At 39.9% G+C, this 26,117-nt stretch carries 22 protein-coding genes and 3 tRNA genes; 16 read left to right on the top strand and 9 right to left on the bottom strand.

Translation table 11 applies throughout. From position 1 onward, the window contains the following. Nucleotides 1–149 precede the first annotated feature (149 nt). The 8 genes from EZ444_RS26380 (at nucleotide 150) to EZ444_RS26345 (ending at nucleotide 8,887) form a co-directional block, all read left to right on the top strand. Nucleotides 150–1,019, top strand: coding sequence for a hypothetical protein (locus EZ444_RS26380; protein WP_205945354.1), 870 nt, complete (start codon nucleotides 150–152; stop codon nucleotides 1,017–1,019). Nucleotides 1,020–1,239: 220 nt separating this feature from the next. Continuing rightward, a complete protein-coding gene (locus tag EZ444_RS26375; protein ID WP_131612900.1) occupies nucleotides 1,240–1,524 on the top strand; it encodes a helix-turn-helix domain-containing protein in 285 nt (94 codons plus the stop codon). 182 nt (nucleotides 1,525–1,706) lie between these two features. Continuing rightward, nucleotides 1,707–2,228, top strand: coding sequence for a hypothetical protein (locus EZ444_RS26370; protein WP_131612899.1), 522 nt, complete (start codon nucleotides 1,707–1,709; stop codon nucleotides 2,226–2,228). A 95-nt stretch (nucleotides 2,229–2,323) separates the two neighbouring features. Then, nucleotides 2,324–2,929, top strand: coding sequence for an RNA polymerase sigma factor (locus tag EZ444_RS26365; RefSeq protein ID WP_131612898.1), 606 nt, complete (start codon nucleotides 2,324–2,326; stop codon nucleotides 2,927–2,929). 72 nt (nucleotides 2,930–3,001) lie between these two features. After that, on the top strand, nucleotides 3,002–3,958 hold the full coding sequence (locus EZ444_RS26360; RefSeq protein WP_131612897.1) for a FecR family protein: 957 nt from the start codon (nucleotides 3,002–3,004) through the stop codon (nucleotides 3,956–3,958). Nucleotides 3,959–4,155: 197 nt separating this feature from the next. Further along, the gene (locus EZ444_RS26355) at nucleotides 4,156–7,488 is read left to right on the top strand and encodes a TonB-dependent receptor (protein WP_131612896.1); all 3,333 of its coding nucleotides are present in this window, start codon (nucleotides 4,156–4,158) and stop codon (nucleotides 7,486–7,488) included. A gap of 11 nt (nucleotides 7,489–7,499) precedes the next feature. Further along, nucleotides 7,500–8,339 carry a hypothetical protein gene (locus EZ444_RS26350; protein ID WP_131612895.1) on the top strand — a complete coding sequence of 280 codons (840 nt, stop codon included), beginning with the start codon at nucleotides 7,500–7,502 and terminating at the stop codon, nucleotides 8,337–8,339. Nucleotides 8,340–8,497: 158 nt separating this feature from the next. Then, nucleotides 8,498–8,887 carry a hypothetical protein gene (locus EZ444_RS26345; RefSeq protein ID WP_131612894.1) on the top strand — a complete coding sequence of 130 codons (390 nt, stop codon included), beginning with the start codon at nucleotides 8,498–8,500 and terminating at the stop codon, nucleotides 8,885–8,887. Nucleotides 8,888–9,229: 342 nt separating this feature from the next. Here the strand turns inward: EZ444_RS26345 and EZ444_RS26340 are convergent. The 4 genes from EZ444_RS26340 to EZ444_RS26325 all read right to left on the bottom strand — a co-directional run bounded on the left by EZ444_RS26340 (nucleotide 9,230) and on the right by EZ444_RS26325 (nucleotide 11,759). Beyond that, nucleotides 9,230–9,303 (bottom strand) — tRNA-Pro (locus tag EZ444_RS26340). 54 nt (nucleotides 9,304–9,357) lie between these two features. Further along, nucleotides 9,358–9,431 (bottom strand) — tRNA-Pro (locus tag EZ444_RS26335). A gap of 90 nt (nucleotides 9,432–9,521) precedes the next feature. Further along, nucleotides 9,522–9,608, bottom strand: a tRNA-Ser gene (locus EZ444_RS26330). Nucleotides 9,609–9,677: 69 nt separating this feature from the next. Beyond that, the gene (locus EZ444_RS26325; protein ID WP_131612893.1) at nucleotides 9,678–11,759 is read right to left on the bottom strand and encodes an HD family phosphohydrolase; all 2,082 of its coding nucleotides are present in this window, start codon (nucleotides 11,757–11,759) and stop codon (nucleotides 9,678–9,680) included. 170 nt (nucleotides 11,760–11,929) lie between these two features. On the opposite strand from EZ444_RS26325, the gene EZ444_RS26320 reads away from it, so the two are divergent. The 5 genes from EZ444_RS26320 to EZ444_RS26300 all read left to right on the top strand — a co-directional run bounded on the left by EZ444_RS26320 (nucleotide 11,930) and on the right by EZ444_RS26300 (nucleotide 18,310). Beyond that, nucleotides 11,930–13,108, top strand: a complete 1,179-nt coding sequence (locus EZ444_RS26320; RefSeq protein ID WP_131612892.1) for an acetyl-CoA C-acyltransferase — start codon at nucleotides 11,930–11,932, stop codon at nucleotides 13,106–13,108. Then, nucleotides 13,109–14,035: a hypothetical protein gene (locus EZ444_RS26315; protein WP_131612891.1), complete on the top strand. Its 927-nt coding sequence runs from the start codon at nucleotides 13,109–13,111 to the stop codon at nucleotides 14,033–14,035. It abuts the gene before it with no gap. Between the two features lie 102 nt (nucleotides 14,036–14,137). Next, on the top strand, nucleotides 14,138–15,907 hold the full coding sequence (locus tag EZ444_RS26310; protein WP_131612890.1) for a peptide MFS transporter: 1,770 nt from the start codon (nucleotides 14,138–14,140) through the stop codon (nucleotides 15,905–15,907). An 84-nt stretch (nucleotides 15,908–15,991) separates the two neighbouring features. Continuing rightward, a complete protein-coding gene (locus tag EZ444_RS26305; RefSeq protein WP_131612889.1) occupies nucleotides 15,992–17,485 on the top strand; it encodes a peptide MFS transporter in 1,494 nt (497 codons plus the stop codon). Nucleotides 17,486–17,578: 93 nt separating this feature from the next. Beyond that, nucleotides 17,579–18,310, top strand: coding sequence for a polyprenol monophosphomannose synthase (locus tag EZ444_RS26300; protein ID WP_131612888.1), 732 nt, complete (start codon nucleotides 17,579–17,581; stop codon nucleotides 18,308–18,310). A 2-nt stretch (nucleotides 18,311–18,312) separates the two neighbouring features. On the opposite strand, the gene EZ444_RS26295 is transcribed toward EZ444_RS26300, so the two are convergent. The 5 genes from EZ444_RS26295 to proS all read right to left on the bottom strand — a co-directional run bounded on the left by EZ444_RS26295 (nucleotide 18,313) and on the right by proS (nucleotide 23,160). Beyond that, nucleotides 18,313–18,828 (bottom strand): YdeI/OmpD-associated family protein, encoded by a 516-nt coding sequence (locus EZ444_RS26295; protein WP_131612887.1) that lies wholly within the window; start codon nucleotides 18,826–18,828, stop codon nucleotides 18,313–18,315. 151 nt (nucleotides 18,829–18,979) lie between these two features. Continuing rightward, on the bottom strand, nucleotides 18,980–19,840 hold the full coding sequence (locus EZ444_RS26290) for a TIGR02757 family protein (protein ID WP_131612886.1): 861 nt from the start codon (nucleotides 19,838–19,840) through the stop codon (nucleotides 18,980–18,982). Nucleotides 19,841–19,846: 6 nt separating this feature from the next. Beyond that, on the bottom strand, nucleotides 19,847–20,986 hold the full coding sequence (locus EZ444_RS26285; protein ID WP_131612885.1) for a cystathionine gamma-synthase: 1,140 nt from the start codon (nucleotides 20,984–20,986) through the stop codon (nucleotides 19,847–19,849). Further along, the gene (locus tag EZ444_RS26280; RefSeq protein WP_131612884.1) at nucleotides 20,983–21,678 is read right to left on the bottom strand and encodes a hypothetical protein; all 696 of its coding nucleotides are present in this window, start codon (nucleotides 21,676–21,678) and stop codon (nucleotides 20,983–20,985) included. Before EZ444_RS26280 ends, EZ444_RS26285 begins: the two co-directional genes overlap by 4 nt. Before the next feature lie 9 nt (nucleotides 21,679–21,687). Beyond that, nucleotides 21,688–23,160, bottom strand: a complete 1,473-nt coding sequence (gene proS / locus EZ444_RS26275; protein WP_131612883.1) for a proline--tRNA ligase — start codon at nucleotides 23,158–23,160, stop codon at nucleotides 21,688–21,690. A 103-nt stretch (nucleotides 23,161–23,263) separates the two neighbouring features. Between proS and EZ444_RS26270 the strand changes: the two genes are divergently transcribed. From EZ444_RS26270 to EZ444_RS26260, 3 genes are all read left to right on the top strand, one after another. After that, nucleotides 23,264–24,226, top strand: coding sequence for a hypothetical protein (locus EZ444_RS26270; protein WP_131612882.1), 963 nt, complete (start codon nucleotides 23,264–23,266; stop codon nucleotides 24,224–24,226). Nucleotides 24,227–24,244: 18 nt separating this feature from the next. Further along, the gene (locus EZ444_RS26265) at nucleotides 24,245–25,780 is read left to right on the top strand and encodes an OmpP1/FadL family transporter (RefSeq protein WP_131612881.1); all 1,536 of its coding nucleotides are present in this window, start codon (nucleotides 24,245–24,247) and stop codon (nucleotides 25,778–25,780) included. 86 nt (nucleotides 25,781–25,866) lie between these two features. After that, on the top strand, nucleotides 25,867–26,117 hold a 251-nt coding region (locus EZ444_RS26260), incomplete at its 3' end, for a helix-turn-helix domain-containing protein (protein ID WP_131611133.1).

Here is a 26,117-nt window from a genome sequence, read left to right as displayed (position 1 = left end):
ACCTTTACTATTCCTATTGACGGAAAACACAGATGGATTAAAATTGAAAAATGAGGACACTAATTATATCAAGCTTAGTATTACTGTCGAGCCTGGCTTCCTGTCAGCAAAAACAATTATCAGGCACAACTATTAAAAGTCAGGTAAAAATGGATCAGAAAATGCTGGATATTTATAAGCAGGTAAAGAGATACGATTATACTCCATTGTATGAGGTAGAATTTAGTCAGGATGCCTGTGGTTATGAAATTTTAATCAATGACATGCCCCTGCACCGCTATTTGTTATTGGGTAGTGCCAATGAGCAACGTATTCCGATTAATGATCATATATTAACGAGTGGAAAACAGGAGATGATCATACGCTTGTTTCCGCCTCAGCTTTCAGACCAAAGCTGGTCGCCGACACTTGTGGATGCTTCTAAATTTAAGATCAAAGTGATTCATCACAACCCTGATAACGCTACAGAAACCTATAAACAGGTTTTTGAATTCAGTACCTCCAATAAACCGGGAACAGAAAAATTCCTGGGCAGCGGGCAAAAGGTTTTTGAATTTAAAGGTTCTTTTAATGCAGAAGTTCCTTATCAGTTAGAGGGATGGCGCAATTCTAAAGATTTGAGTAAAGAGGATCAGGATAAATTACTGAAAGAAGCGGTTGCTGTTTATAACAACTTCAGAAATGTGCTGATCAAAAAAGATGTGAATGCTTATGCATCACTCATGTATGATAAAGAAGTGGAACTGGCAAAAGCATTTTACTGGGATACTCCCGCAGATTCCAAGGAACGCTGGGACGAAATGAGTGGTACAGTCCGCGAAAAAAGGGAGATTTTACCTTTAAAAGATTTTAAAATGGTGCTGTATGCAGGTGGAAAAGTGCTTGCATTACAGCCGACAAGCGAGATGTATAAAGATTACCTTTCTGCCATTCATGCCCAGACTGAAGATGATGATATTCAGGTTTCCTTCCTGCTTCATAAAAAGGCGGGCAGTAATGAATTGACACCAATACGGTAACGATATGGGACAAAATATGGAGTTTTCGGGCAGCAGTTGCTCCTCACAAAGGATGGGATAAGGACATTTTCACTATATTTTCCCCCATATTTAATGTTAAATAAACTTTATCGAAATGAGAAATAATCAATTGTAAAATTCCTTCGTACCCACGCCCCTATGTCGAGTCTTTTCAAGCCATTCCCTTTTCCTTTGCCATGTAATCTGAAAATTAAATATCATGGCAACAATAGAATTCATTACCAAAGAAGACCTCAGACAATTCAGGGCAGATTTATTGCAAGACTTAAAAGAGGCATTGAGAAAACCCAAGCTTTTGGAATCGAACAAAGAATGGCTGAAAAGCTATGAAGTTCGTGAAATACTCAAGATATCCCCAAGCACCTTACAGAGCCTTCGTATCAACGGAACCATCCCCTATTCTAAAATCGGCGGATTGATGTACTATAAAAATGACGACATCAAGCGCTTGCTCGAAGGCGACAAAAGAGAACCGTCAATCTAGTATTCAGGAAACATTCATCCACCATTTAACCGAAGTTCAGATGCAATCAGGATCGGCTACGTGCATGACCGCGTGGTCATAGCAAGATGTATTTTCGCATGCGAAAACATCTTGCCGTCCTTGAGGCCGGAACTTTGCTCGGAACTCGCAAAGTCTGGAATTTCATAAAAGAGCTGTGAATCATGCCAAGAAAAAAACTAAAAGATCAGGACGCCATTTTAAGCCACAACCTCGTCATCAGGGTATCAGAAAAGCTTTTCAAGAAACTGGAAAAAATATATGGAGAAAGCGACTGTCAGAGCATTGCCGAAGTCGCAAGAAAAATCCTATCCAACCAAAAAATCAACTGTTTTTATAGAGATGTTTCACTACATGCGCCCATGGAAGAAATGGCATTGATCCAAAAGAACGGATTAATCTATTCTATCATTGATACAAAAGGCCAACAAATCGGCATTTCCATTAAAGCAAGCTCAATATACAATAAGCCCATTCCGGTAATTGCCAGGGTAACCGATCAGGATATTGAAGAAAACTACAAAAAGATCAAACAGGATATTGAAGAACTCTTTACCAGTGAACTCAAAAAGATAGATGACAGAAAACCAAAGGAAGAGGAAAAACCGTCAGAAACAACGGGAAACTCGAAAAAGGATGAGCCGGAGGAAGAAAATCCAAATAAGGGAATGGCAAGATCAATGTAACATCAAGTGAGCAAAATAAACTTAACGTGTAAATAACAATATAATAATAAGTTTAAATTTTGGTAAAAGATTACCTTTGCTCATAATTACTGGAAATGGAGGAAACAGCATATAAATCAGAGCAGGAGATGCTATCAGCATTGAAACTTGGTAGCGTAGATGCTTTTCAGGTCATTGTTAAGCTACATACCAAAAGCCTGTTAAAACATGCCTTCAGCCGATTAAAAAACGAACAGGATGCTGAAGATATGGTACAGGATATTTTTTCCCACGTTTGGGAAAAGAGAACCAGTATCGAAATCAATACCTCTTTAGCCGGCTACCTCTTCACCATACTCAAACATCGAATCCTACGCCATATCTCAAGAAGTGATCTCCATAATAAAGCAGTTGAACATCTGCTATATAGAATGGATGAAATGCAGGCGGGAGTTCTGGAACTGCTTGCTGTAAAGGATATGGAAACAACATTGTCTGAAACAATTGCAGACCTGCCAGAAAGTATGCGCAAAATCTTTATCCTTAAACAGCAGGATTATACCATAAAGGAAATTGCAGAGGCATTGGGGCTTGCCGAGCAGACCATAAAGAATTACAATACAGAGCTGGTACGCCGCATTAAAGTGGCCATCACAGAAAAGCATCCCGACATTAACCATTCTTTCCTTTTCGCACTCGCTTATCTGTTAACAAAAAATTAACAATTTAAAAACTGTTCCGAAATGTACTTTATTGCCCACTATGTATCTTATATAGTGTAAAGCAGATATAAAGTGAATTCATCAACATTAAAAAAACTAATCCGGAAATACTATAACAATAGGGCTTCGGCGGCAGAACGTTATATTATAGACCGTTGGTACCAATCTTTTGATCTGGATAAAGATAACTTCTCCTGGCTGGAAGACAGGAATAGATTATCCGAAATTGAAAATCGGATCATCGAGAACGTAATCCGCCCCCAGAAAACCATATATTGGTATAACTCCCCATTAGCCAAAATTGCGGCCAGTATGCTGATCATATCCTCTGCTGTAATTGCCGTTCATTTTAATCAATCTTCACAGCAAAGTGCAATTCCGGTTATAGCAGCAAAAACATTCAGCACCGGAATAGGCGAAATAAAGCAGATCTTACTTACAGATAGTACAGAAGTAACATTAAATGCAAATTCGACCTTAACGGTTCTGCCAAACTATGGACAGAAACAACGATTATTAAAATTGGTTGGAGAAGCTTATTTCAGCGTACATAAAGACATCGTCCGTCCATTTATTGTACACGCTTCAGATTTAGACGTCAAAGTACTGGGAACTTCGTTTAACGTGCATGCCTACGGAAATTTAAAAAATATAAAGGTAGCAGTTAATACTGGAAAGGTATGGGTGTCAGACAAATCAAAATCTATAGCCATCCTGCTACCCGGCCAACAGGTGGTGTATAACAAATATACGCATGGCGCAGAAAAATCAGCTATTGATACCGAAACCAACAGACTATGGATAACAGGAGCAGTCGTACTTAATGGCGCCGGTTTTGATGAACTTGCCCAAAATTTCCTTAATATCTATGGAAAGAAAATTAGAAGTGATAACCCGGCAGTATTAAAGAACGAATACAACCTCACCCTGCGGTCAGCTAGGAATTACGAGGATGTGTTGGAGCAGCTTTGTATCATGATAAACAAAAAGTACCGGAAGGAGGGTAAGGACGGAATTGTAATTTATTAGAAAAACAGGGCTGCAAAGTGCAGCACCCGTTAAACAATACAGCAGTGAAGCTTCGATCCTATCCCTGCTGCAATCAGCGACATTTAAATAAAATCACTCATCATTCAAAAATAAGAAATAGGAATGAATTTACCCTTTTATTGTGCAAAAAAACAGGGGCTTTTCTATTGCTTTATTTTTGGATTAACATAAATAACATGGACTTTAAACTGCCCTGGCAGAAAATTATGCGGATAACAATACTGGCATATATCATTTTAATATCAGCTTCGTCTTTTTTGCAGGCTACCCCTGTTAATGCGCAGGCTTTAGACAAACGCATTAGTGTAAATTATAAGAATACCAGTGCATTTACTGTTATTACCGAATTGCAACAGAAAACAAACACCGACTTTGGTTTTACCAAGGATTTAAATCTGGATAAAATATATGTAGAAAAGCTACAATTAAACAACGAAGAAATCAGGGAAGTTTTAAAAACACTATTTAAGGGTCAACAAATAGGTTTTAAAGAAAAAGCCGGAGCAATTATTCTTTTCAAGTTACAACAACCAGGCCGCATCTCCGGCAAGGTTGTGGACGAACGTGGCGAAAGCCTGCCCGGTGCATCCATCAGGATCATACAGACCAATCAGTCTGTACAAGGCAATGTAGACGGCAACTATAATTTCACCGTTGTCCCTGGCACTTACACAATCGAGGTCAGCTACGTCTCCTTTCAGACCAAACGTATCACCGATGTCGTTGTAAAGGCTGGGCAGCTCACCAACCTCAGCATCGTACTGAAGGCCGCTGCCAACCAACTGGATCAGGTGGTGGTAACCAGTAGTTTCAAAAAAGAAAGTATCGCCGGGCTATATGCCCAACAAAAAAATGAGGCAGGCCTATCAGATGGCATCTCGGCTGAACAGATTGGCCGTACTCCCGACCGCCATGTGGGCGAATCGTTGGCCCGTATTACGGGAGTGAGCACTACTGAAGGCAAGCGTGTAGTGGTAAGGGGTATCGCTGAAAGGTATAATGTTGCTACACTTAACGGCAGTACTCTCCCCAGCACAGATGTACAGGAGCGCAACTTTGAGTTTGACCTTATTCCTACCAACCTAGTAGACAACATCGCGGTGTCAAAATCCATTACGCCAGATATGCCCTACAGTTTTGCCGGTGGATTGGTAAAGATCACGACCAAAGCCATCCCGACAGAAAATTTTATGTCGTTAAATGCAGGGATTGGTTTTAACAGTCGTACCGTGGGCAAGGATTTCCTAAGTTACGGGCGTGGCAAGCATGATTACCTGGGCTTTGACGATGGAGGCCGCGATCATTTTCCCGAAGGCATCGTTTCAGTGGATGACGCATTCAATCCAAGAGTTCCTGACGACCAAAACAAGGTAAAGGCTGCACAGGTGGCCGAGCAGAACAAGCGGATTGGTGGAACTGAACGTTTAGGAACCAGAGCGTTTGGGGCGGCTCCGTCACAGAATTATCAATTAAGCTTTGGCCAGGTTTATTCATTAAGTTCAAAAAGCATACGTAAGCTGGGCTTTGTTGGGTCTTTGAGTTACCGCAACACTCAGCGCAATAATTATATCGCCAATATGCGCCGCGGAGGCTGGAGCATCAGACCTACCAATGCGGATGATCCGGAAGACGTTAACACCGGAAACAGGTTCTCTTTCAACACCTCATTAGGTGCCCTGCTCAATGGGGGCTTTAACACTGAAAAGCACAGTATTGAAACCTACAACCTTTATACTCGCATATTCGACAATCAGTTCAACCGCATCAGCGGCTGGACCTGGAATGATCCCAAAAGTACATCCAACAACCCATATCCTTATATGGAAGAGGATGAACGCCCCAAATTTACTGACCTGCTGCAGAACAAAATTGGAGGAAAACACCATTTCGGCCAATTTACCATCGATTGGAGCTTGGCCAGAACGTCCCTCAATCAAGTAGAGCAGGATGCCGTGTCGGCAAAGTTAAACACTACAGCATTCGATAACCTGCCAGATCTTCAGTATTACAATTATCCGGGCCAATCATCAGATCCTGACTGGGGAGGCTTGCACCGTGGCAGGTTTGCCTACGATGAACTTGACCAGGAGGCGGTATTTAATACAGCCTTCGATTTCAGGATTGCCAAAACCAGCCATAAGCTAAAAACAGGATACAACTACTTTTACCGACATGTAAATTACGATTGGCTGGTGTTGCCTATTGTTTTATCCCCTAATGGAAACGCTTTGGTAAACTACCGCGAAATACCCATCCAGCAATGGGGCAACCACATGGGAATGGAAGATCCCATCACCAGTTTGTTCTACCGCCCCGGAAAATTCTCTGACTCGAACTTTGAAGGAGAAAGTGCAACGCATGGAAGCTATCTCATGCTTGATAACAAGCTCGGCAACAAGGTTCGGTTAGTATGGGGGGCAAGGGCCGAATATTTTAAACTGGATACGCTTAAAAACCCCGCCAGTTTGATGGCTGATCAAAATGTTGAACTCCTGTTGGAAGGTGACAAAAATTGGAGGTTCTTACCCTCTGCAAATGCTACTTATAGCCCTTGGGCACCACTCAACATCAGGTTCGCTTACGGAAAGTCGGCGGTACGACCTGGATTGATGGAGAATTCGCGTTTCTCAAGATATAGCCCGGAGTATGGTTCACGCGTGAGGAGCCAGGGGGTGACCAGCACCATTATAGATAACTATGACGCTAAAATAGAGTGGTTCCCGAAGGCGGGTGAAATTATCTCGATAGGGTACTTTTACAAATACTTTGATAAACCTGCAGAATATTTCAGGCTCGACAACGAAAGTGGCTCGGGAAGCTCGTACATCACAATTGGTAATTCTGAGTGGGCAAAGGTATATGGCTGGGAGTTTGAAATGCGTAAGAGCCTGGGTTTCGTCAGACCCGAAACAGCCTTTTTGCAAAATATTTATCTGAATGGCAATCTCACGCTGCAAAGGTCAACCGTACAGGCACGGGAAATTGTGTACAGCACTGATGAGGAGGGAAATCAGGTAACGGCTTTCAGCTACATGAAATATCCTCGTCAGCTTTACGGACAAGTACCGCTCTTACTCAATTTGGGCCTGCAGTATGCTGGCGACAGGTTAGGGCTAAATGTATCGTATAATTATATGGACTATAAAACATTTATCACCTCTAGCAGGCCTGATCTGGCAGAATACGAACGCCCCCGGGGACAACTAGATGCCCAGGTTAGCTACCGCTTTCCCAAAAAGAATATGGAGGTAAGGCTTAATATGGGTAATCTCACCGATGCTCCTCACCGCTTCTTTATCAATGATGGAAATACTTATGTACAGAAAGAAGGTACGGCGGGATTATTGGATCTGGAATGGGCCGACCGCTACGAATATAAACCGGGTTTCTCAGAAAAATTTGAAAAGGGCTATACCGATGCTGAAACCGGGCAACTCATTGGTGACCGCGAATCTTTTACACGCTACGTAGGGCGTACGTTCAGTTTATCTTTTGCTTACAAATTTTAAAAATTTTAAAAATGAAAAAATACCGGTTATACATTTTGCTATTCCTCTTCATATTTACGGCCTGCAAAAAGGATGGCGAAGTGTTAAATAAAACAGTAACGGTTCGTAAAACACTACCCGTACTTAAAGGCTATACAATGGTTCCCTTGCTTAAGTATTTTGATGGGGAAGAAACAAGAGGGGAATTATACGGAAGTTTTGCTTATAATGCCGGCCTGGCGTTTGAGAATGAAAATGACCAGACCCACATGCAGCTAAGAAACAGTATTACCGGTGAAGTGGTTTATGAGCATACCTTTAAAGCAACTGATAAACCCGCCGAGGTACCTGTACTGCTTTATGATGGGAAAAAGCTAAAGGAAAGTCATGAATATCAAGATCTAAGCGGCGCAGACTATCTGGTGAATTTTAATTTCAATTTTCCTGGGGCTACAGAGCCTATCTACTTGACATTGAAAGTATGGGAGAGCTATCTCGATCCCACTACTTATGATTTGGTGGAATTTCCAGCCGTTTCCGCTACATTTTCTGGTGGTATAAAACCTGGAGAATGGTCGGAATATGTGCGGCTTAAACCCGTTGCCGAATTGGTAACCATCACATCGCAAAGCCCTCAAGAAGCTATTGACATGGGGCTATCTTTCATAACCCATAGTGTGTCAATTACTGATGCCCAGGGGAAACCTTATCCCGGATTTCCAGACGGAAACAATATGTTGAATCTACAATTTCCAGAGCAATGGACTACTACAGGAAAAGTGCAGAGCATACACGGGATCATCAAAAAAAATGATATTGGAAAAAATTATTTGATCGCCACTAACCTGGCAGAAAAGTTTCCGAAAAAATAGCTAAGCTTCATCATTTTAAAATGTGAAGTGAGAAAAGCGGACAATGCATCGTGTAATTCTTAAAATATATTAGAACAACAAACAGTTCTGGATACGCAAAATGGCTTATCCAGAACTAAATAATTAAGTACAGTTGTAAATTCTTGCCATAAAAACAAATGAAAGCCATTAGCAAACGTCAACACCAGCTATTGATTGCTGTCCTTTTGGAGGTAGAAAGCCTGCTTTTGGACATAGAACAGAACCGGGCGGAACCAGCTTCGCAGGTGTTACTGCAACCGGTAAAAATGATGCCTCACCTACAGGACAGGCAGGCGGCTTCTGCCGAGTTAAAGGCAAAGCGGATGGAACTGGAAAACAGCCACCAAATTTATTTGAAAATGCTGGATGCGCTGGCTTTTCACATTGCAGTTTACGAAGACCTTTTTGCAGAAATCAAAGTGCATTATATAGGCAACCGTTTGAAGGAACTTAAAAAGCATGTTCAGCCAAATAGCAAAACAGCCGAGAAGCTGAAGGAAAGTATATCTTTTGCTTACGGCACATAAAAAACAATAACATAAGCTTTATGGCCATTACGGTGGTATTTATTCTAAGTGTACTTTTCATGCTTTAAACTGTTTTAAACCCATTTATGCCCTTTTATGCCCTCCTTAGTTATTTGTTAAAATCAGAGGCAAAATTTGATGGCCGAACAGGCGGTGAAATAAAAAATTCAAGCAGTGACTTTTAAATTTTCTATCAGGACAATGATACAAGAAAAAAAGAGGGTGTAGAATAGGGCATAAAAACCTTGATATTCTTTGCTTTTCTTTGATATGACTAAAACGAAAAAACCCTCTAAACTGTGACATTTAGAGGGTTTTTGATAGAATTTGACATCTATGTTGTCGGGGTGGCAGGATTCGAACCTACGACCTCCTGCTCCCAAAGCAGGCGCGATACCGGGCTACGCTACACCCCGAACTGGTATCTGTTTTTACTGGTCAATATTAAACTACTCTTCCAAGTAATTTTGTCGGGGTGGCAGGATTCGAACCTACGACCTCCTGCTCCCAAAGCAGGCGCGATACCGGGCTACGCTACACCCCGAACTGGTATCTGTTTTTCCCTTTTTCGAAGGGATTGCAAAGCAACGATTTTAAAATGACAAATCCTAACTTTACTTTTTTTTTATTTCAGCGGAGGAAGAGGGATTCGAACCCTCGGTACCGTTGCCAGTACGACAGTTTAGCAAACTGTTCCTTTCGGCCACTCAGGCATCCCTCCGATTTACCTCATCATATCCGTGTTGAGGGAGTGCAAATATAGTAACTTCAACCATTGATCCAAAAAAAATTACAGGATTTGTTGATAATCTATACGCACATGATAAATACTCATTAGCATCGTCTTGAATATCAACTTTATAGTTTCTATATCTTTTAAGGTAATATCGCAATTATCTAACTGATTTTGTTCCAATTTGTAGCTAATGATGCGTTCGACCAGGTCATTTATGCTCTGAGCATCCGGATTTTTTAGACTTCTTGACGCAGCTTCGACAGAATCTGCCAACATTAAAACACCAGTTTCCTTAGAAAAAGGAATCGGTCCGGGGTATCTAAAAATGTTTTCATCAACAAATTTCTCAGGCGAATTCTTTAAAAAAGACTGATAAAAATAATCTACCCGTGTGTTACCATGGTGCGTTCTAATAAAGTCGATCACACTTTCCGGCAATTGGTGCCTGCGTGTAATTTCTATCCCCTTATGAACATGCTTAATGATAATCTGGGCACTCTGCTCATAAGGTAGCTTATCATGCGGACTCAATGCAGTGTTCTGGTTCTCTATAAAATATTGTGGATTCTCTATCTTTCCAATATCGTGATACAATGCCCCCGCCCTAACCAATAAAGAATTCCCCCCTATTTTAAAGATAGCTGCTTCGGCCAGATTAGCCACTTGCAAGGAGTGCTGAAAAGTTCCAGGCGCTTTAAAGGCCAACTCCCTTAACAATTTATTATTGGTATTGGTTAGTTCAATTAAAGCCACATCAGAAGTGATACCAAACATCTTTTCGAATGCGTAAATAAGTGGATAAGCCAATAAGGAAAGTAGCACACTGATAATAAAGGGCACAAAGTTAATCCAGGCCACCTGGGCAAAGGATCCTTCTCTTAATAAGGAAATCCCTACAAAAGCGACAAAGTATGCGGATAGAATAAATAAAGCAGACAAGAGCAACTGCTCACGTTTAATCAAATTCCTGATACTATAAATAGCGACCATACCAGAAGTAACCTGATAAAACACAAATTCAAAACTGTTGGGCACAAAGAAACCCGAAATCAATACCACCAGCAAATGCAGATAAAGCGCAAGCCTGGTATCAAATAAAATACGAATAATGATGGGAACAATACAAAATGGAATATAGTATATGCTAGGTAAATCCAGTTTAATAGCCCATGTTAAGGCCAACAACATGGTGGTGATCACCAATAGGATCAAGGACAGCTGCCTGTTATCAGCAAAAATATCTTTCCTGAACAATTTAAGGAACACCATTAACAAGCTTACAATAAAGCCCACCAATAAGATTTGGCCAAAGTAAACTACTTTACTATCACCAATAGTCTTCGTCTGCGCTTCATAGGCCTCTTTAAATGACAACAACTTCTGATAAGTATCATCATCTACCACATTATCCTTAGATATAATTAGTTCCCCCTTTTGAACCATCCCCCGCGTGACGGATAAACTACTCACGGTACTGGCCTGCACAATCGCGGTCAGCTTCTCATCAAAAACAATATTGGGTTGCAAATGGTCCTCAGCCAGATTTAGTACAGCTTCTTTTATCTTTAGATTAACCGAATTAAAATTGTCTTTAAAATAGGCTAGCGCCGTTTGTACCGTAAAAACATCCTGGGTATTTACCGTTTTGGAGATGTTATTATTTAATAAAGAGAAATCATAATTACTCGAATTACCTTTATTATGTTTTGGATTTATAGCAATAATCCCTTTGTCGTAAATAGATTTAAGTAATTTAAGAGAAGCCTGCTTATAGGTTGCACTTTCATTTTCAGGAAAAGCATTGGTTCTCCATTTCACATCAAATTCGTTTAAATAAGCTTCCTCAACAACATTAAACAAATCTTTGTTTAGCTTATAAATAGGCAAGACATTCTCAAGCGCATCTTTTTTATCCGTAGTAACCTGAGGATTGGTTTTTAAAATCGCAAAGCTAAACGGTGAGATCAGATCTTTGTTTTTCCAGATCGTTCCTTTTTCAAATTCATATCTAAAACGTGGCTGTTTGGGTAAAAACGTAGTTATAATTAATACCGAAAGCACCATCATGATATATTTAATATTAGATGAATACTTCCTGTAAAGTACCTTATGAGAATTTTTTCTGATTTTGGCCAAAGCGATGCAAATTGATTTCTATTCAAAAATAATATAATTTCATCAGTATATCCTATTTTAATGGTTATAGACAACGCTCCGAACGGAGTTTAACAGTTATATTACCTACATCTTAACCACCTATACATCGCAATTACTTAACTTTGCTACTAACTAACTTAAAAACATTAATGAAAGAAGTAGTAATTGTATCAGCAGTACGGACCCCAATAGGGAGTTTAGGAGGCTCATTATCTGGATTTTCTGCTACACAACTAGGTGGCTTTGCCATTAAAGCCGCTGTAGAAAAAGCAGGAGTAAAACCAACTTATATTCAAGAAGTTTACATGGGCAATGTTTTATCTGCCAATGTTGGCCAGGCCCCAGCAACACAGGCCGCCAAATTTGCCGGCTTACCAGACGTCCCATCTACCACTATTAATAAAGTTTGTGCCTCAGGAACCAAAGCGATTATGCTTGCTGCACAAAGCATTGCCTTAGGACAAAACGATATTGTAGTAGCCGGTGGTATGGAAAGCATGAGTAATGTGCCTTTTTACCTTGATAAAGCAAGAAATGGTTACCGTTTAGGTCATGGTCAAATTACAGACGGTCTGGTTAAAGACGGTTTGTGGGATGTATACAATGATTATCACATGGGTTCTGCAGCCGAATTATGTGCTACAACATGTGGCTTTAGTCGCGAAGAACAAGATGCATTTGCCATCAGTTCATACAAAAAAGCACAAGCTGCACAAACAGAAGGCAAGTTTGACAACGAAATTATAGCAATAGAAGTTAAAGACCGCAAGGGTGACGTCACCTTAATCAACAAAGATGAAGAGCCTTTTGCCGTAAAATTTGATAAAATACCTACGCTAAAACCTGTTTTTGAAAAAGGTGGTACCGTAACAGCAGCCAATGCTTCTACACTAAATGACGGTGCAGCTGCACTTGTTTTAATGAGCGCAGACAAAGCAAAAGAACTGGGATTAAAGCCTTTAGCAAGAATCCTTTCTTATGCAGATGCACAGCAAGCTCCGGAATGGTTTACCACGGCTCCTTCAAAAGCGATTCCGTTGGCACTTAAAAGGGCAGACAAAAGTATTGCTGATGTTGATTATTTTGAAATAAACGAAGCTTTTTCTGTAGTTTCGCTGGCAAATAACAAAGAACTGGGCTTAAATAACGAAAAGGTAAACGTAAATGGTGGTGCTGTTTCATTAGGACATCCACTAGGTGCTTCGGGAGCCAGAATTGTAGTTACTTTACTTTCCGTATTATCGCAAAACAAAGGCAAAATCGGCGTAGCCGGAATTTGCAACGGCGGTGGCGGTGCCAGTGCAATGGTCATAGAAAACCTAAACTAAATGATTAAGGCTTTAAAACCTTTAATATTACTTTTTATATTATGTTGTGCAGGAACAAGACTTTCTGCACAGCATACTTTTGAGCTCAGCAATGTATCGCGCCTGAAAACTTATCAGGACTCCTTACAACGCATGAGCGATGCAACCTACAATGCATCAAATGATCAGGAGCGCCTTTTCGCGAATTCCCAGTTCATCAAAACACTCGTTACGGCATTAAAAACACCAGCATCATTTAACTTCCCTTTCGATTCTTTAAAAAGAATCTCAGTAATGAAGTCGCCAAACAATACCCTAAGAATTTTCTCCTGGTATGTTCCCGGTGATGACGGCAGTTACCGTTTTTATGGTGCCATACAAATGGCTACAAAAGATGGAAAGTTAAAAATGTTCCCACTGATTGATGACACCAATAACATCAAGGACTTAAATCAGATTACTGGAAATAAAAACTGGTATGGTGCCCGATATTATCAGGTGATCCCGATAGTGATGAACGGCAGAGCACCTTATTATATACTACTTGGATGGAAGGGCAACAATGCCAAAACCTCTAAAAAAGTAATTGACATACTTTCTTTCGACAAAGCAGATCAGCCTGTATTTGGGAAAGCTATATTTGATGGTCTAAAGGGCGAAGTCATTAAAAACAGGATTGTATTTGAATACAATAAGCTAAATTCAATGACACTAACGCTGGACAGGTCCGTAAACATGATTGTATTTGATCACCTCGCTCCTTTTTCTGCAGAGATGCAGGGAAATTTCGAATTTTACGCATCTGATTTAAGCTTTGATGCCTATAAAATTGTTGGCGGCAGACTCAAATTGGTAGAAAATGTAGAGATGAAAAATGAGCCTAATGCTATGGATGATTTTTATATAGACCCTAAGGATAAACAGATTAAAGCTGAAAAAAAACTTTAATGGTCATGATGCAAACCAATCAATTTTTAAAATTTGTGAGTTTGCCTTCGTGTACCTATCTTGCGCAACTAACTAAACTTTTATAACACATAAAAAAACAAAATGAATACACAGAGTTTGGACACTCCAAATAACTTTTTCGAGAATAAGGTACTCGGACATCCAGCAGGATTGTTTGTCTTGTTCTTCACTGAAATGTGGGAAAGATTTTCTTACTATGGCATGAGAGCCTTATTGGTGCTATTCCTTACTTCCTCATTAATCGGAGACAATCCAGGATGGGGATGGCCAAGAGAATATGCCCTGGCAATTTATGGTTCATATACCGGTTTGGCTTACTTAACCCCCATTTTAGGCGGTTACATTGCCGATAGAATTATTGGTTACCGCTGGGCAGTTATTGTAGGTGCCCTACTTATGACTTTAGGTCACCTGTCTATGGCTATTGAAATAGACCATTCATTCATGTACTTAGGTCTATGTTTGTTAGTGTTGGGTAATGGTTTCTTTAAACCGAACATGACTTCAATCATTGCACAGATGTACAAAAAACACCCAGAGAAAAAAGATGGTGCTTATACCATTTTCTATATGGGTGTAAATGCAGGTGCATTTTTAGGTATGCTACTTTGTGGATACATTGGTGAGAATAAAGACTGGGGATGGGCTTATGGATTCGGTTTAGCCGGTATCTTTATGTTTATCGGTATGTTACAGTTCTATTTTACACAAGGTATTTTTGGCAACATTGGTTTAAAACCATTAAAAAATGATGTACAAGATCTTGAAGAAACTGCAGAAGAAGCAACACGCAACCCATTCTCTAAATTTGATTTGGTATTGATCGGCTTAATTGCTGTAATTGGTTTATCATGGATCATTAATGATCCGGTGTCCAAAATTACCAGCATGAACTTATTCAATTTTAAAATAAGTGGCATCGACGGTAGCAATATCATGATCGTGACTGCATTGGTGCTATTCCTGTTCATCTTGGTGAAAAGGATCTCTCAATACACCCCTGTTTTAAGAGATAAAATGATTGCCGTAATTATACTGGCTTTCATTACCATCTTTTTCTGGGCTTCTTTCGAGCAGGCAGGTGGTTCGATGACCATCTTTGCAAAAGATTATACACAAAGGGTATTGGTTGGTAATTCAAAAGTGATCTTCAATGTGGTAAACACTTTAATCACAGTAATTCCCCTGATGATTATCTCTTATGTATTATTAAAATTATTCTCTAAAACCTTTGGTAAATACTCGCTTGGCAACATCATTTTAGCTTCAGGCTTTGTGATCATCTGGGTTCTCGTGATTTACATGCTTAAAAATCAATATAGCGAAGTAAAATCTGAAGTTCCAGCAACCTGGTTCGGTATTTTAAACTCACTGTTTATCATCAGCTGTGCCCCTATTGTATCCAAACTTTGGGAAAGTAAATACAACCCTTCTGCAACTTATAAAAATGGTTTCGGAATGATCTTATTAGGTACAGGCTTTGCCGTTTTGGCTTATGGTGCAAGTACCATCCCTCAAGGTGCAGCAGTTGCATCAGTAAGTATGATCTGGTTGGTATTGGCTTATTTCTTCCATACGATGGGCGAATTGTTTATCTCACCAGTAGGTTTATCTTATGTAAGTAAACTGGTTCCTGGAAGGATGATCGCCATCATGTTTGGTATCTGGTACCTGGCCATTGCTATTGGTAATAAGATTGCCGGTACTATGGGCGGTATGATTGACGAAATCACTTCTAAATATTCGATGACGACCTTCTTCCTGATCTTTACCTTTATTCCGGTAGGTCTGGGGCTCATCATCATGTTACTTACCCCAGTGCTTAAACGATTAATGCACGGCGTAAAATAGCTATTTAAATCACAAACTTATAAAAGTCTTTAGAGCATATTCTAAAGGCTTTTATTTTTACATTTATATTTTAAAAACACGAATATGGCTGATGAGTTGTCATTAGAAGAAATCCAGAATTTTAAGGGTAAATACCCTAAGCAGCTTTGGGCATTGTTTTTTGTGGAGATGTGGGAGCGCTTTTGCTTTTACGGGATGCGGGGTATGCTGGTCATATTTATGATCGATAAGGTGGTTGGCTTAGCGCTAAGTGACAAGAGTGCTAACTTACAGTATGCAGCCATACAAGCCTTTGTTTACACTTTCACTTTCCTCGGTGGTATCTTCGCTGATAAGATCCTGGGATTCCGAAAATCACTTTTTTTTGGTGGAATGGTTATGGTACTGGGAAATCTGATCATTGCAATTTCTCCAAAGGATTTTTTCTATATAGGTATTACCCTCTCCATTATCGGAACGGGTTTCTTTAAACCCAATGTATCCTCTATGGTAGGCGATCTATATAAACAGGGTGATGGCCGCAGAGATGCAGGATATGGAATGTTCTATGCCGGTATAAACATTGGTGGTTTACTTGGAGGTGCTTTATGTGTATACCTGGGTAAATATGTATCCTGGAACTACGCTTTCCTTGCGGCAGCATTGGTAATGATCATTGGCCTGGTTACCTTTATTTTTACTCAGAAAATCCTGGGACCTATAGGTGATTCTCCATTGAAACATTTGACGGTAAAGAAAAGAAAAATGCGTGAAATTGGCGTTTATCTTTTATCACTGATCTCGATTCCATTGATCCTGATCATGGTACAGAACACAAAATATACTGATTATTTTATGTACACCATCGCCCCACTGTCCATTATCTACTTTTTGTATGAAGCCTATACGGTTAAAGAGCATAAGTTCCGTTTAAAACTGTTTGCAGCTTTTATATTTATCTTCTTTTACTTTTTATTCAATGCCATTTATGAGCAAAGTGGAGGCTCATTGTCGCTCTTTGCAGAAAAGAACCTAAGCCATACCCTTTTGTTTTTTAATATTGATCCAAATGTGGTAAATAACAGCTCCAATTCACTTTTTGTGATTATTCTTAGCCCTTTAATAGGCTTGCTGTGGTTATGGCTCGCAAAAAAGAAACTGGAACCCAATTCCATCATTAAATTTGGGATCGGTTTTCTCTTTTTAGCAGCATCATTTTACATCTTCTACTATACCCGTTTCTTTGCCGACGCCAATGGGGTGACTTCTTTGAATTTATTTACATTTGGTTATCTCATCACTACCATAGGTGAACTGTGTCTGGGGCCTATAGGTATGTCACTTGTGACCCAGCTATCCCCTAAACGACTCACGGGAATGATGATGGGAATGTGGTTCCTGGCTAGTGCATTCGGACAATTTGCTGCCGGTAAACTAGGAGCCAATATGTCGGTAAGTGATGAACATGCTTCTTTGCTGACTAAACTGGAATCTTATACCAACGGATATTATCAATTGGCTATTTATGCTGCAGTGGCAGGTGTATTCCTGATTATTTTCTCTCCATTGGTTAAAAAACTAATGCATGGCGTAAGTTAACACCTACATTTAACATATTTTAACCCGTAGTATTTCCATATACTACGGGTTTTTCATTTAGAATCCATAATTTTACTGACTAATTCATTTTGCGTGTCAGACAGCTTAATTATTATTCCTACCTATAACGAGAAAGAGAACATTGAGAAAATCATTAGAAAGATTTTTTCATTAAACTACTTTTTTGAAATCTTAATTATTGACGACGGATCTCCCGACGGGACCGCTGATATTGTGAAAAAATTACAGTCAGAATATCCTGCGCTTCATATTGAACAACGTACTGGCAAACTGGGCTTAGGCACAGCTTATATACATGGATTTAAATGGGCACTGAAACGACCTAATTACGAATATATCTTTGAGATGGATGCTGATTTTTCGCATAACCCCGAAGACCTGATCCGCTTAAGAACAGCTTGCGTAAATGGTGCTGATGTAGCCATTGGTTCACGTTATGTAAATGGAGTTAATGTAGTAAACTGGCCAATGAGCAGGGTACTGATGTCTTATTTTGCTTCGATGTATGTTAGATTAATTACACGTATCGACATACAGGATGCCACAGCTGGATTTAAATGCTACCGTCGTAAGGTTTTAGCCACCATACCACTCGATAAGATTAAGTTTGTGGGTTATGCTTTCCAGATAGAAATGAAGTTTACAGCGCTAAGATATGGCTTTAACGTAGTCGAAGTGCCGATCATCTTTACAGACCGTACAGAAGGAAGTTCAAAAATGAGTACTAGAATATTTAGAGAAGCATTTTTAGGTGTGATACAAATGAAGGTATGGAGTTGGTTTAGGAAATACGACCAACCTTAAAATTACTTTTCTTCCCGTGGTCTGCCATCACGCATCATGGTTCCAAAATCCCAGCCCTTATCCATTGCATTAACAATCCTTACCAATCGCTTTGTTCTTGTAGGTTCTGTTTTGGCTGCATTAACCCAATTGATGTACCAGTTTTGGTGGGATTTAGGCGCCTTTAAAAAACTTTCCAGCAAACGTGGTTCATCAGAAAGACAAAGCTCCAGATCCTCCGGCATTTCAATCTTAAAGGTCGCATCTTCCTCTAAAACTAAAGTCAACATAGCACCCATTTCTTTTCGTAGCTGCTTACGTATAGTACCATTTAAGGCCAGAATGAAGTCGCCCTCCCCCATAGGAACAAGAGACATCCCTTTGATTTCTACTTGATCCAGCTGCCCTTTTACTCGAAAACTCTTCCTACAATCGGCCTTAATCTGATTAGCAATAGCCTGTGGAATAAAAACATAAGTCCAACCAGTTTTCTCGCCCATTTCGGCAAAACGTTCTATTTCTGCTTTAAAAGTAATCATCTCAGCTTAAAGATATGAACAATATGCAAAGATGAACGGTATGCATCCAAAAAAAGGAATGTTCTTGAGAAGACCTAGGAATTTTTGCCTTTCTTCAAGGCAAAAGGTTCCAGTCTGAACAAGGATATTCCTTTTTTTAAACTTCCCTTTTTTAAAACTTCTCTTCAACCCCTAGCCCAAATAAAGCAAAATCGTATTTAACCGGGTCTAAAGGATCTAACTCCAGCAAATGCCCCGTTAGCTCTACTGCCGTACGCCAATCCGTTTGCTTACGTTCTATCAGCCCTAGCTTACGCGCTACACGATCCACATGGACATCACAAGGACAAATTAAATCAGCAGGCTTAATCATGTTCCAGATCCCAAAATCAACACCCTTATTGTCTTTACGCACCATCCACCTCAAAAACATATTTAAACGCTTACAGGTAGACTTTTGCATAGGCGATGAAACGTGTTTAATCGTCCGTCTCGGATAATCGGGCAAAGAGAAAAAATAGGACCTAAAATAATTCAAGGCCCTTTCTATTTTTGGTTCCTGTTGATCCAATTCTGAAAGCATACAACTCGATGAAGCATATCCTTTATAATTTCCCACAACCTGCCCCGATAGAAAATCAGTTTGAAATAGATCCCCTGGCGGCAAAAAAGCGGCCTCCAAGCTATCAAACTGCTGATAATGCTGATTAAAGAAAGCAACAAAGTATAAAAGATCAGTATCATTAAAGGTCCTGTGCTTAAACCCCAGTAACCTTTTCAGGTCATCATCACTATGATGAAGCATGAAATTATACGGATCATTATCCATCCTTGCAAAAAGCTCATTGCATTTATTGATAATGGTTTTGCGTTGTCCCCAAGCTAAAATTGCCGCAAAAAATGCGGCAATTTCAATATCCTGTTTTTTAGAAAACTGATGTGGAATGCAGATTGGATCGTTTTGAATAAAGTTGGGCCTATTGTACTGCTCAACCTTAATGTCTAAAAAATCTTTAAGTTCTAAAAATTCCAATTCCTTTTATTTAAGTGCCTGTTCCAGATCAGCAATAAGGTCATCAATATCCTCTACCCCAACGCTTAAACGCAATAGGTTATCAACTACACCTACCTTTTCACGTTCTTCCTTAGGAATAGAACCATGAGTCATACTGGTTGGATGGTTAATTAAAGATTCAACACCGCCTAAAGATTCGGCCAATGTAAATACCTTAAATGAACCTGCAACCCTAAAGGTCTCTTGTAAATCAGCATCCTTTAGAGTGAAAGACACCATTCCGCCGAAATCACGCATTTGTTTTTTAGCGATGTCGTGGTTAGGATGATCTTCAAAGCCCGGCCAGTATATTTTGTCAACCTTAGGATGTTTTTTTAGGAAATGAGCAACTTTAGCGCCATTTTCGCAATGCGCTTTCATCCGTAAATGAAGCGTCTTAATCCCTCTAAGCACTAAAAATGCATCCTGTGGACCAGGAGTTGCTCCACATGCATTGTAAATAAACCAAAGGTCTTTATACAATTGATCATCACTTACCAATAAAGCCCCCATTACTACATCAGAGTGACCGCCAATGTACTTTGTAACCGAGTGCATCACAATATCAGCACCCAAATCCATTGGATTTTGCAGGTAAGGCGAAGCAAATGTATTGTCTACAGCAAGCAACAACTTACGTTCCTTAGTAATTTTAGCCATCCCCTCAATGTCAACAATCTGCATCGTTGGATTTGTTGGCGTTTCTATCCAAACCAACTTTGTTTTATCATTGATGTAAGGCAATATATTTTCCGGTTTAGAAAGATCCAGAAAATGGAATTTGATACCATACTTGGCGTAAACTTTCGTAAAAATACGGTAAGAACCACCGTAAAGATCATTACCAGTAATTACTTCATCTCCGGGCTGCAATAACTTCATCACTGCATCAGTCGCCCCCATACCACTTGAAAACGCCAATCCGTGTTTAGCATTTTCTAAAGCAGCCAGACAAGCTTCCAGCGCCACACGCGTTGGATTGGTACCTCTTGAATACTCAAAACCTTTATGATCACCCGGCGATTTCTGCCAGTAAGTAGAAGTTTGATATATTGGAGTCATTACTGCTCCAGTAGTTGGGTCAGGCTCCTGACCGGCATGGATAGCTTTTGTTGCAAATTTCATATGTTATTATTTTGCTCTATTTCTGATTTAAACTGGTAGCCAATGTTTTTGCTTGTAGGAAATCCACTGGCAACCAGCATAGACTGTTTCTGATTTAAAGTTACGTCTTTTACCTGCGCAAAAGGAGGAATCATCAGATCAGAATCCAAACAAAAAAGGATCGATCTTTCAATAATATCTGTTAATTTCTCTTCCGTAACCAGGTTATTTGCAAAGTCCTGATATAAAGAATCAAGCACACCCTCACCCTCGACCATAAAATGTTTATCCTTATTGATCAAAATACGGGCAATTAGTGTTCCTTCATCTGCCAGGCGGTTATATTTTATAGAATCGGCCAGGAAGTTATGGAGATAGATAATCCCACAATAGTTTAGCCTCATATCATCCTTAATGTATTGACTCTGAAATATAGAATGCGAAGGATCGAAAGAAAATATATTGGTATGCATAGATACCATGAGCATATCACCAGAAAATTTAAGCTGTCCTTCAAAATGACTATGCTCCTTAAAATTGATCTCTACCGAGGGATCTTTGACATTGTAATCGTGCTGCAGTTTCAGTGCAATCTCTGCCAACTGCTTTTTCAACAAAGCAAACACTTCGGTTGTATTGCGGTAGATGGCCTGTTTTAAGGAAGCTTTCTCTTTAAATTCAGTGAGTATCTTATTATAATTTTCTGTGCTCATCCTTATAAATTAGTAGGCTCGGGCAAATAACACACGCTGTATAGATGGTTTACCAGAATAGATACAAACGCCATCTTCCAGCTTATTATCTAAAGGTATACATCTGATCGTCGCTTTTGTTTCTTCCTTAATCTTCTGCTCTGTTTCTGGAGTTCCATCCCAATGTGCAGCAATAAAACCAGCCTTACCGTCTAACAGTTCTTTCAGCTCATCGTAAGAATTAGCCTCAGTAATGTGCTCAGCTCTATAGTTTAGTGCTTTGTTATAGATGTTCGCCTGAATTTCTTCCATCAACTGTGCAATATATATTTCTAAACCATCTTGTGGTACAGTTTGTTTTTCTCTTGTATCGCGACGGGCAAGTTCAACAGTTCCATTTTCCATATCTCTGCCACCAATTGCCAAACGTACTGGAACACCTTTAAGTTCGTATTCGGCAAATTTAAATCCTGGGCGCTGTGTATCACGGTTATCGTATTTAACAGAAACACCCATGTTTTTTAGTTTTGAAGATAGCTCAGCCGCAAATGCGCCGATCTTTTGCAATTCTTCATCATTCTTATATATCGGCACGATAACCACTTGTATTGGAGCAAGTTTTGGAGGCAATACCAATCCAGCATCATCGCTATGCGCCATAATTAAGGCTCCGATTAAACGGGTAGAAACACCCCATGAGCTAGCCCATACGTGTTCTTGTTTACCTTCTTTACTCGTGAATTTCACATCAAAAGCTTTAGCAAAGTTTTGTCCCAGGAAATGTGACGTACCTGCTTGTAAAGCTTTTCCATCCTGCATTAACGCCTCAATGCAGTAAGTATCCAATGCACCTGCAAAACGCTCATTAGCAGTTTTAACGCCTTTAACTACCGGTAAGCCCATCCAGTTTTCAGCAAAATCAGCATATACGTCCAGCATTTGTTTTGTTTCCGCAATTGCTTCATCAGATGTAGCATGTGCAGTATGTCCTTCTTGCCATAAAAACTCTGTAGTACGTAAAAACAAACGCGTACGCATTTCCCAACGTACCACATTGGCCCATTGGTTTACAAGGATTGGCAAATCACGATAGGATTGAATCCAACCCTTATAGGTATTCCAAATGATGGTTTCCGAAGTTGGTCTAACGATCAATTCTTCTTCTAATTTTGCGGTTTCATCTACAATGATGTTTCCATTTCCATCATTTTTTAAACGATAATGCGTCACAACGGCACATTCGGTTGCAAAACCTTCAACGTGCGATGCTTCTTTAGAAAAAAATGACTTGGGAATGAATAAAGGGAAGTAAGCATTGCTGTGGCCTGTATCTTTAAATTTCTGGTCTAAAACCGCCTGCATTTTCTCCCAAATGGAGTATCCATAGGGCTTAATCACCATACATCCTTTAACAGATGAGTGTTCAGCCAGGTCGGCTTTTATAACAATGTCGTTATACCACTGTGAATAATCTTCGTTTTTGCTTGTAATACCTTTGCTCATAACTGTTTGGAACGTTTTTTGTGTTAAATGACTTGTAATGTAGGTTACAAATCTATAAATTTATACCTACAAAACACGCAACACACAAAGAAGGGATATAGTTATGAAATCAAATTATTTATTCACCAGTATGCTTGGGCTGACGGCGATAGTTGTCACCTCCTGCTCTGCGCCCAGGTTAGCGCAGCAAAATTCGACTGATGATGTTTATAACTCTGTAGCGCAGGCAAGGGAGTATAAGCAACAAGTACCCATGAAAGACTCTGACTATGATGCTCAGGATGAGTATTATGGCACAAGTGATCCTTATTATGACATGGATTACTCATCACGTATAAACAGATTTTACAATACAGGACCTTCATGGAGAGGATATTATGACCCATTCTTTGATGGCGGGTGGTATGGCAACTATGGCATGTCATTAGGCTTAGGATTTGGTATGGGATTTGGCTATAGTCCTTTTTATGGCTCTATATGGAATTCTCCATACAACTCGTGGGGTAATTACTATTCTCCATTCTTTGGCTACAACAATTACTATGGCGGTGGTTTCGGCGGCGGCTTATGGGGTGGTGGCTACTGGGGAGGCGGTTATTATACCGGCAGAACCACCAATGTACCTAGACCAAATAGAGGTGGTAGTGTGTACACTGGAAATAGAGGTAATGGAAATGATGCCTATCTTTCTCCAAGATCATCTAGAGGTCAATACAGTAACGGGAATGGTTCAAGTGTAACTTCAGGCAGACCGTCAAGAGGTAATACTAACGGTAATTATGGTCCATCTTCAAGACCAGCAACAACTGGAAACTCAAGACCGACAACGACTGGAAATTCAAGACCAAGCAGAACCGAAGCTCCAGCTAGACCTGCAACCACAGAAAGTTCAAGACCGAGCAGAACCGAAGCTCCATCAAGACCAACGAGAGAATCTTATACCCCACCTCCATCTTACAGCCCTCCATCAAGAAGTGAAGGCAGTTCTGGCGGAAGCTATGGTGGCGGTAGTTCAGGTGGCGGCGGTGGCGGCACAAGCAGACCATCAAGAGGCGGTGGCAGGTAATTTAAGCGAAATACAGAGATGAAGAAATTTACACAAATGCTTATGGTGGCTATAGTAGCCACCACAGGCACTACATATGCACAATATGCCCAAGATGCCATCAGGTTCGGCAATACCAATTACGGTAGTTCTGCACGATTTAAAGGCATGGGGAATGCGCAAATTGGCGTAGGCGGAGACATGAGCTCTTTAAATGGTAACCCGGCTGGTTTAGGCCTCTTTACCAGGTCAGAGTTTAGTTTCACTCCTGAATTTAACAATGCAACTTCAAAATCCGATTACCTGGGCCAGAAAGGCAATGCTTCAGACAGTAAGTTAAATATGAATCAAGCTGGTGTGGTGTGGTACAATCCTACTTTTAAAGCACAGGGACAAAACACTCAAAAAGGTGTTTTGAGTTTCGTATTTGGTATTGGTTATAGCAGAAACAACGATTACACGCAAAGTTACAGTTACAGCGGAAACAACAACCAGACTACTATGCGTGATTATTTTTCGGAATTAGCCAATGGCAGCATGGATCAAAATGGAGTTATTCAGAATAATACTTTACAGCGCCTGGCTTATGAGCAATACCTAATGAATTACAATAGGCCTGGCAGTGGCCCTGGTCATACGGCCGATCCATTTATTGGTAGTAATATGCAAAGTAAAAATCTAACTGCTGCAGGTTCTACCTCCGAAGTTAATTTCTCAGGAGCAATTAATATTTCTAACCAATTGTATATTGGTGCAAGTATAGGAATGGTAAACGTACGTTACGTTAATGATGCAGAATATAAAGAACAAGGTACACTACAAACTTACAATGGCGATCCCGCAAACGGTGCTGTCGGTGATGGTCCGGAAGAAAACTACAACTTTTCTTATGTATCTAGTCAGGAAACTCATGGTTCCGGAGTTAACGGTAAGCTTGGTTTAATCTTCAGACCTGTTTCAAGTTTTAGAATCGGTGCGACCTATCAAACACCAACCTGGTTGTATATGGAAGATGCATTTGCTGAAAACTTATTTACAACGATATCGGGCGAAAAACAACCGAATAACATCGGACCTTTATCCTATCCTTATAACTACAACCTAAAAACTCCTGGAAAAGGATCTTTAGGTGCCAGTTATGTAATCGCGGGACAAGCTATCATTTCTGCTGATGTTGATTTTATTGATTATGCAAGCACCCGCCTATCACAGGATGGTGGTGGTTCACTTGACCAAGAAATTATGAACAGCAATGCAGACATTAAGAACTTTTATACATCAGCAGTAAACTACAGAGTTGGCGGAGAGTACAAAATCAACAACCTAAGCTTAAGAGCTGGTTACGGATTAAATGGCAGTCCTGTAAAAGATGATACTAAAAACATTTTTGCTACTAAATATTATAGTGGTGGTTTAGGATACCGCTTTAATGAGTACTATTTTGATCTAGCTTATCAACGCGTTCAATCAGAAGACAGAACAAGTCCTTATGTATTGAGTGATGGAGCTGAACCAGTAGCTAGCATTAAAAATGCAAACAACAATGTATTCTTAACTTTTGGAATTCGGTTTTAAATAAACATCCCTTCAATAAAAAAATGCCTGATCATAAATGAAGTGAACCCCAAAAGTTGGACAAAAACTTTTGGGGTTCACTATTTATGGTAAAACACACATTTGAGGAGAAACTAGATATAGTTTCTCAAGTAAAAAACGGGAAGCCGATACTGCGCATATCCCGTGAACGCCATATAGGCGAACGGATGATCTTGGAATGGGTTCGGAAGTATAATCTTTATGGTGAAAATGGGCTACTCAAACAGCCTAATATCAGGGCCACACCTGATTTCAAGGAAGAAGTTGTAAGGACTGTTATAGAAAAAGAAGTATCTTTAGGACAGGTTGTTCTGCA

It is taken from the genome of Pedobacter hiemivivus (assembly GCF_004331685.1).
Taxonomy (GTDB): domain Bacteria; phylum Bacteroidota; class Bacteroidia; order Sphingobacteriales; family Sphingobacteriaceae; genus Pedobacter; species Pedobacter hiemivivus.
This window is presented reverse-complemented; position numbering and strand designations above follow the sequence as displayed.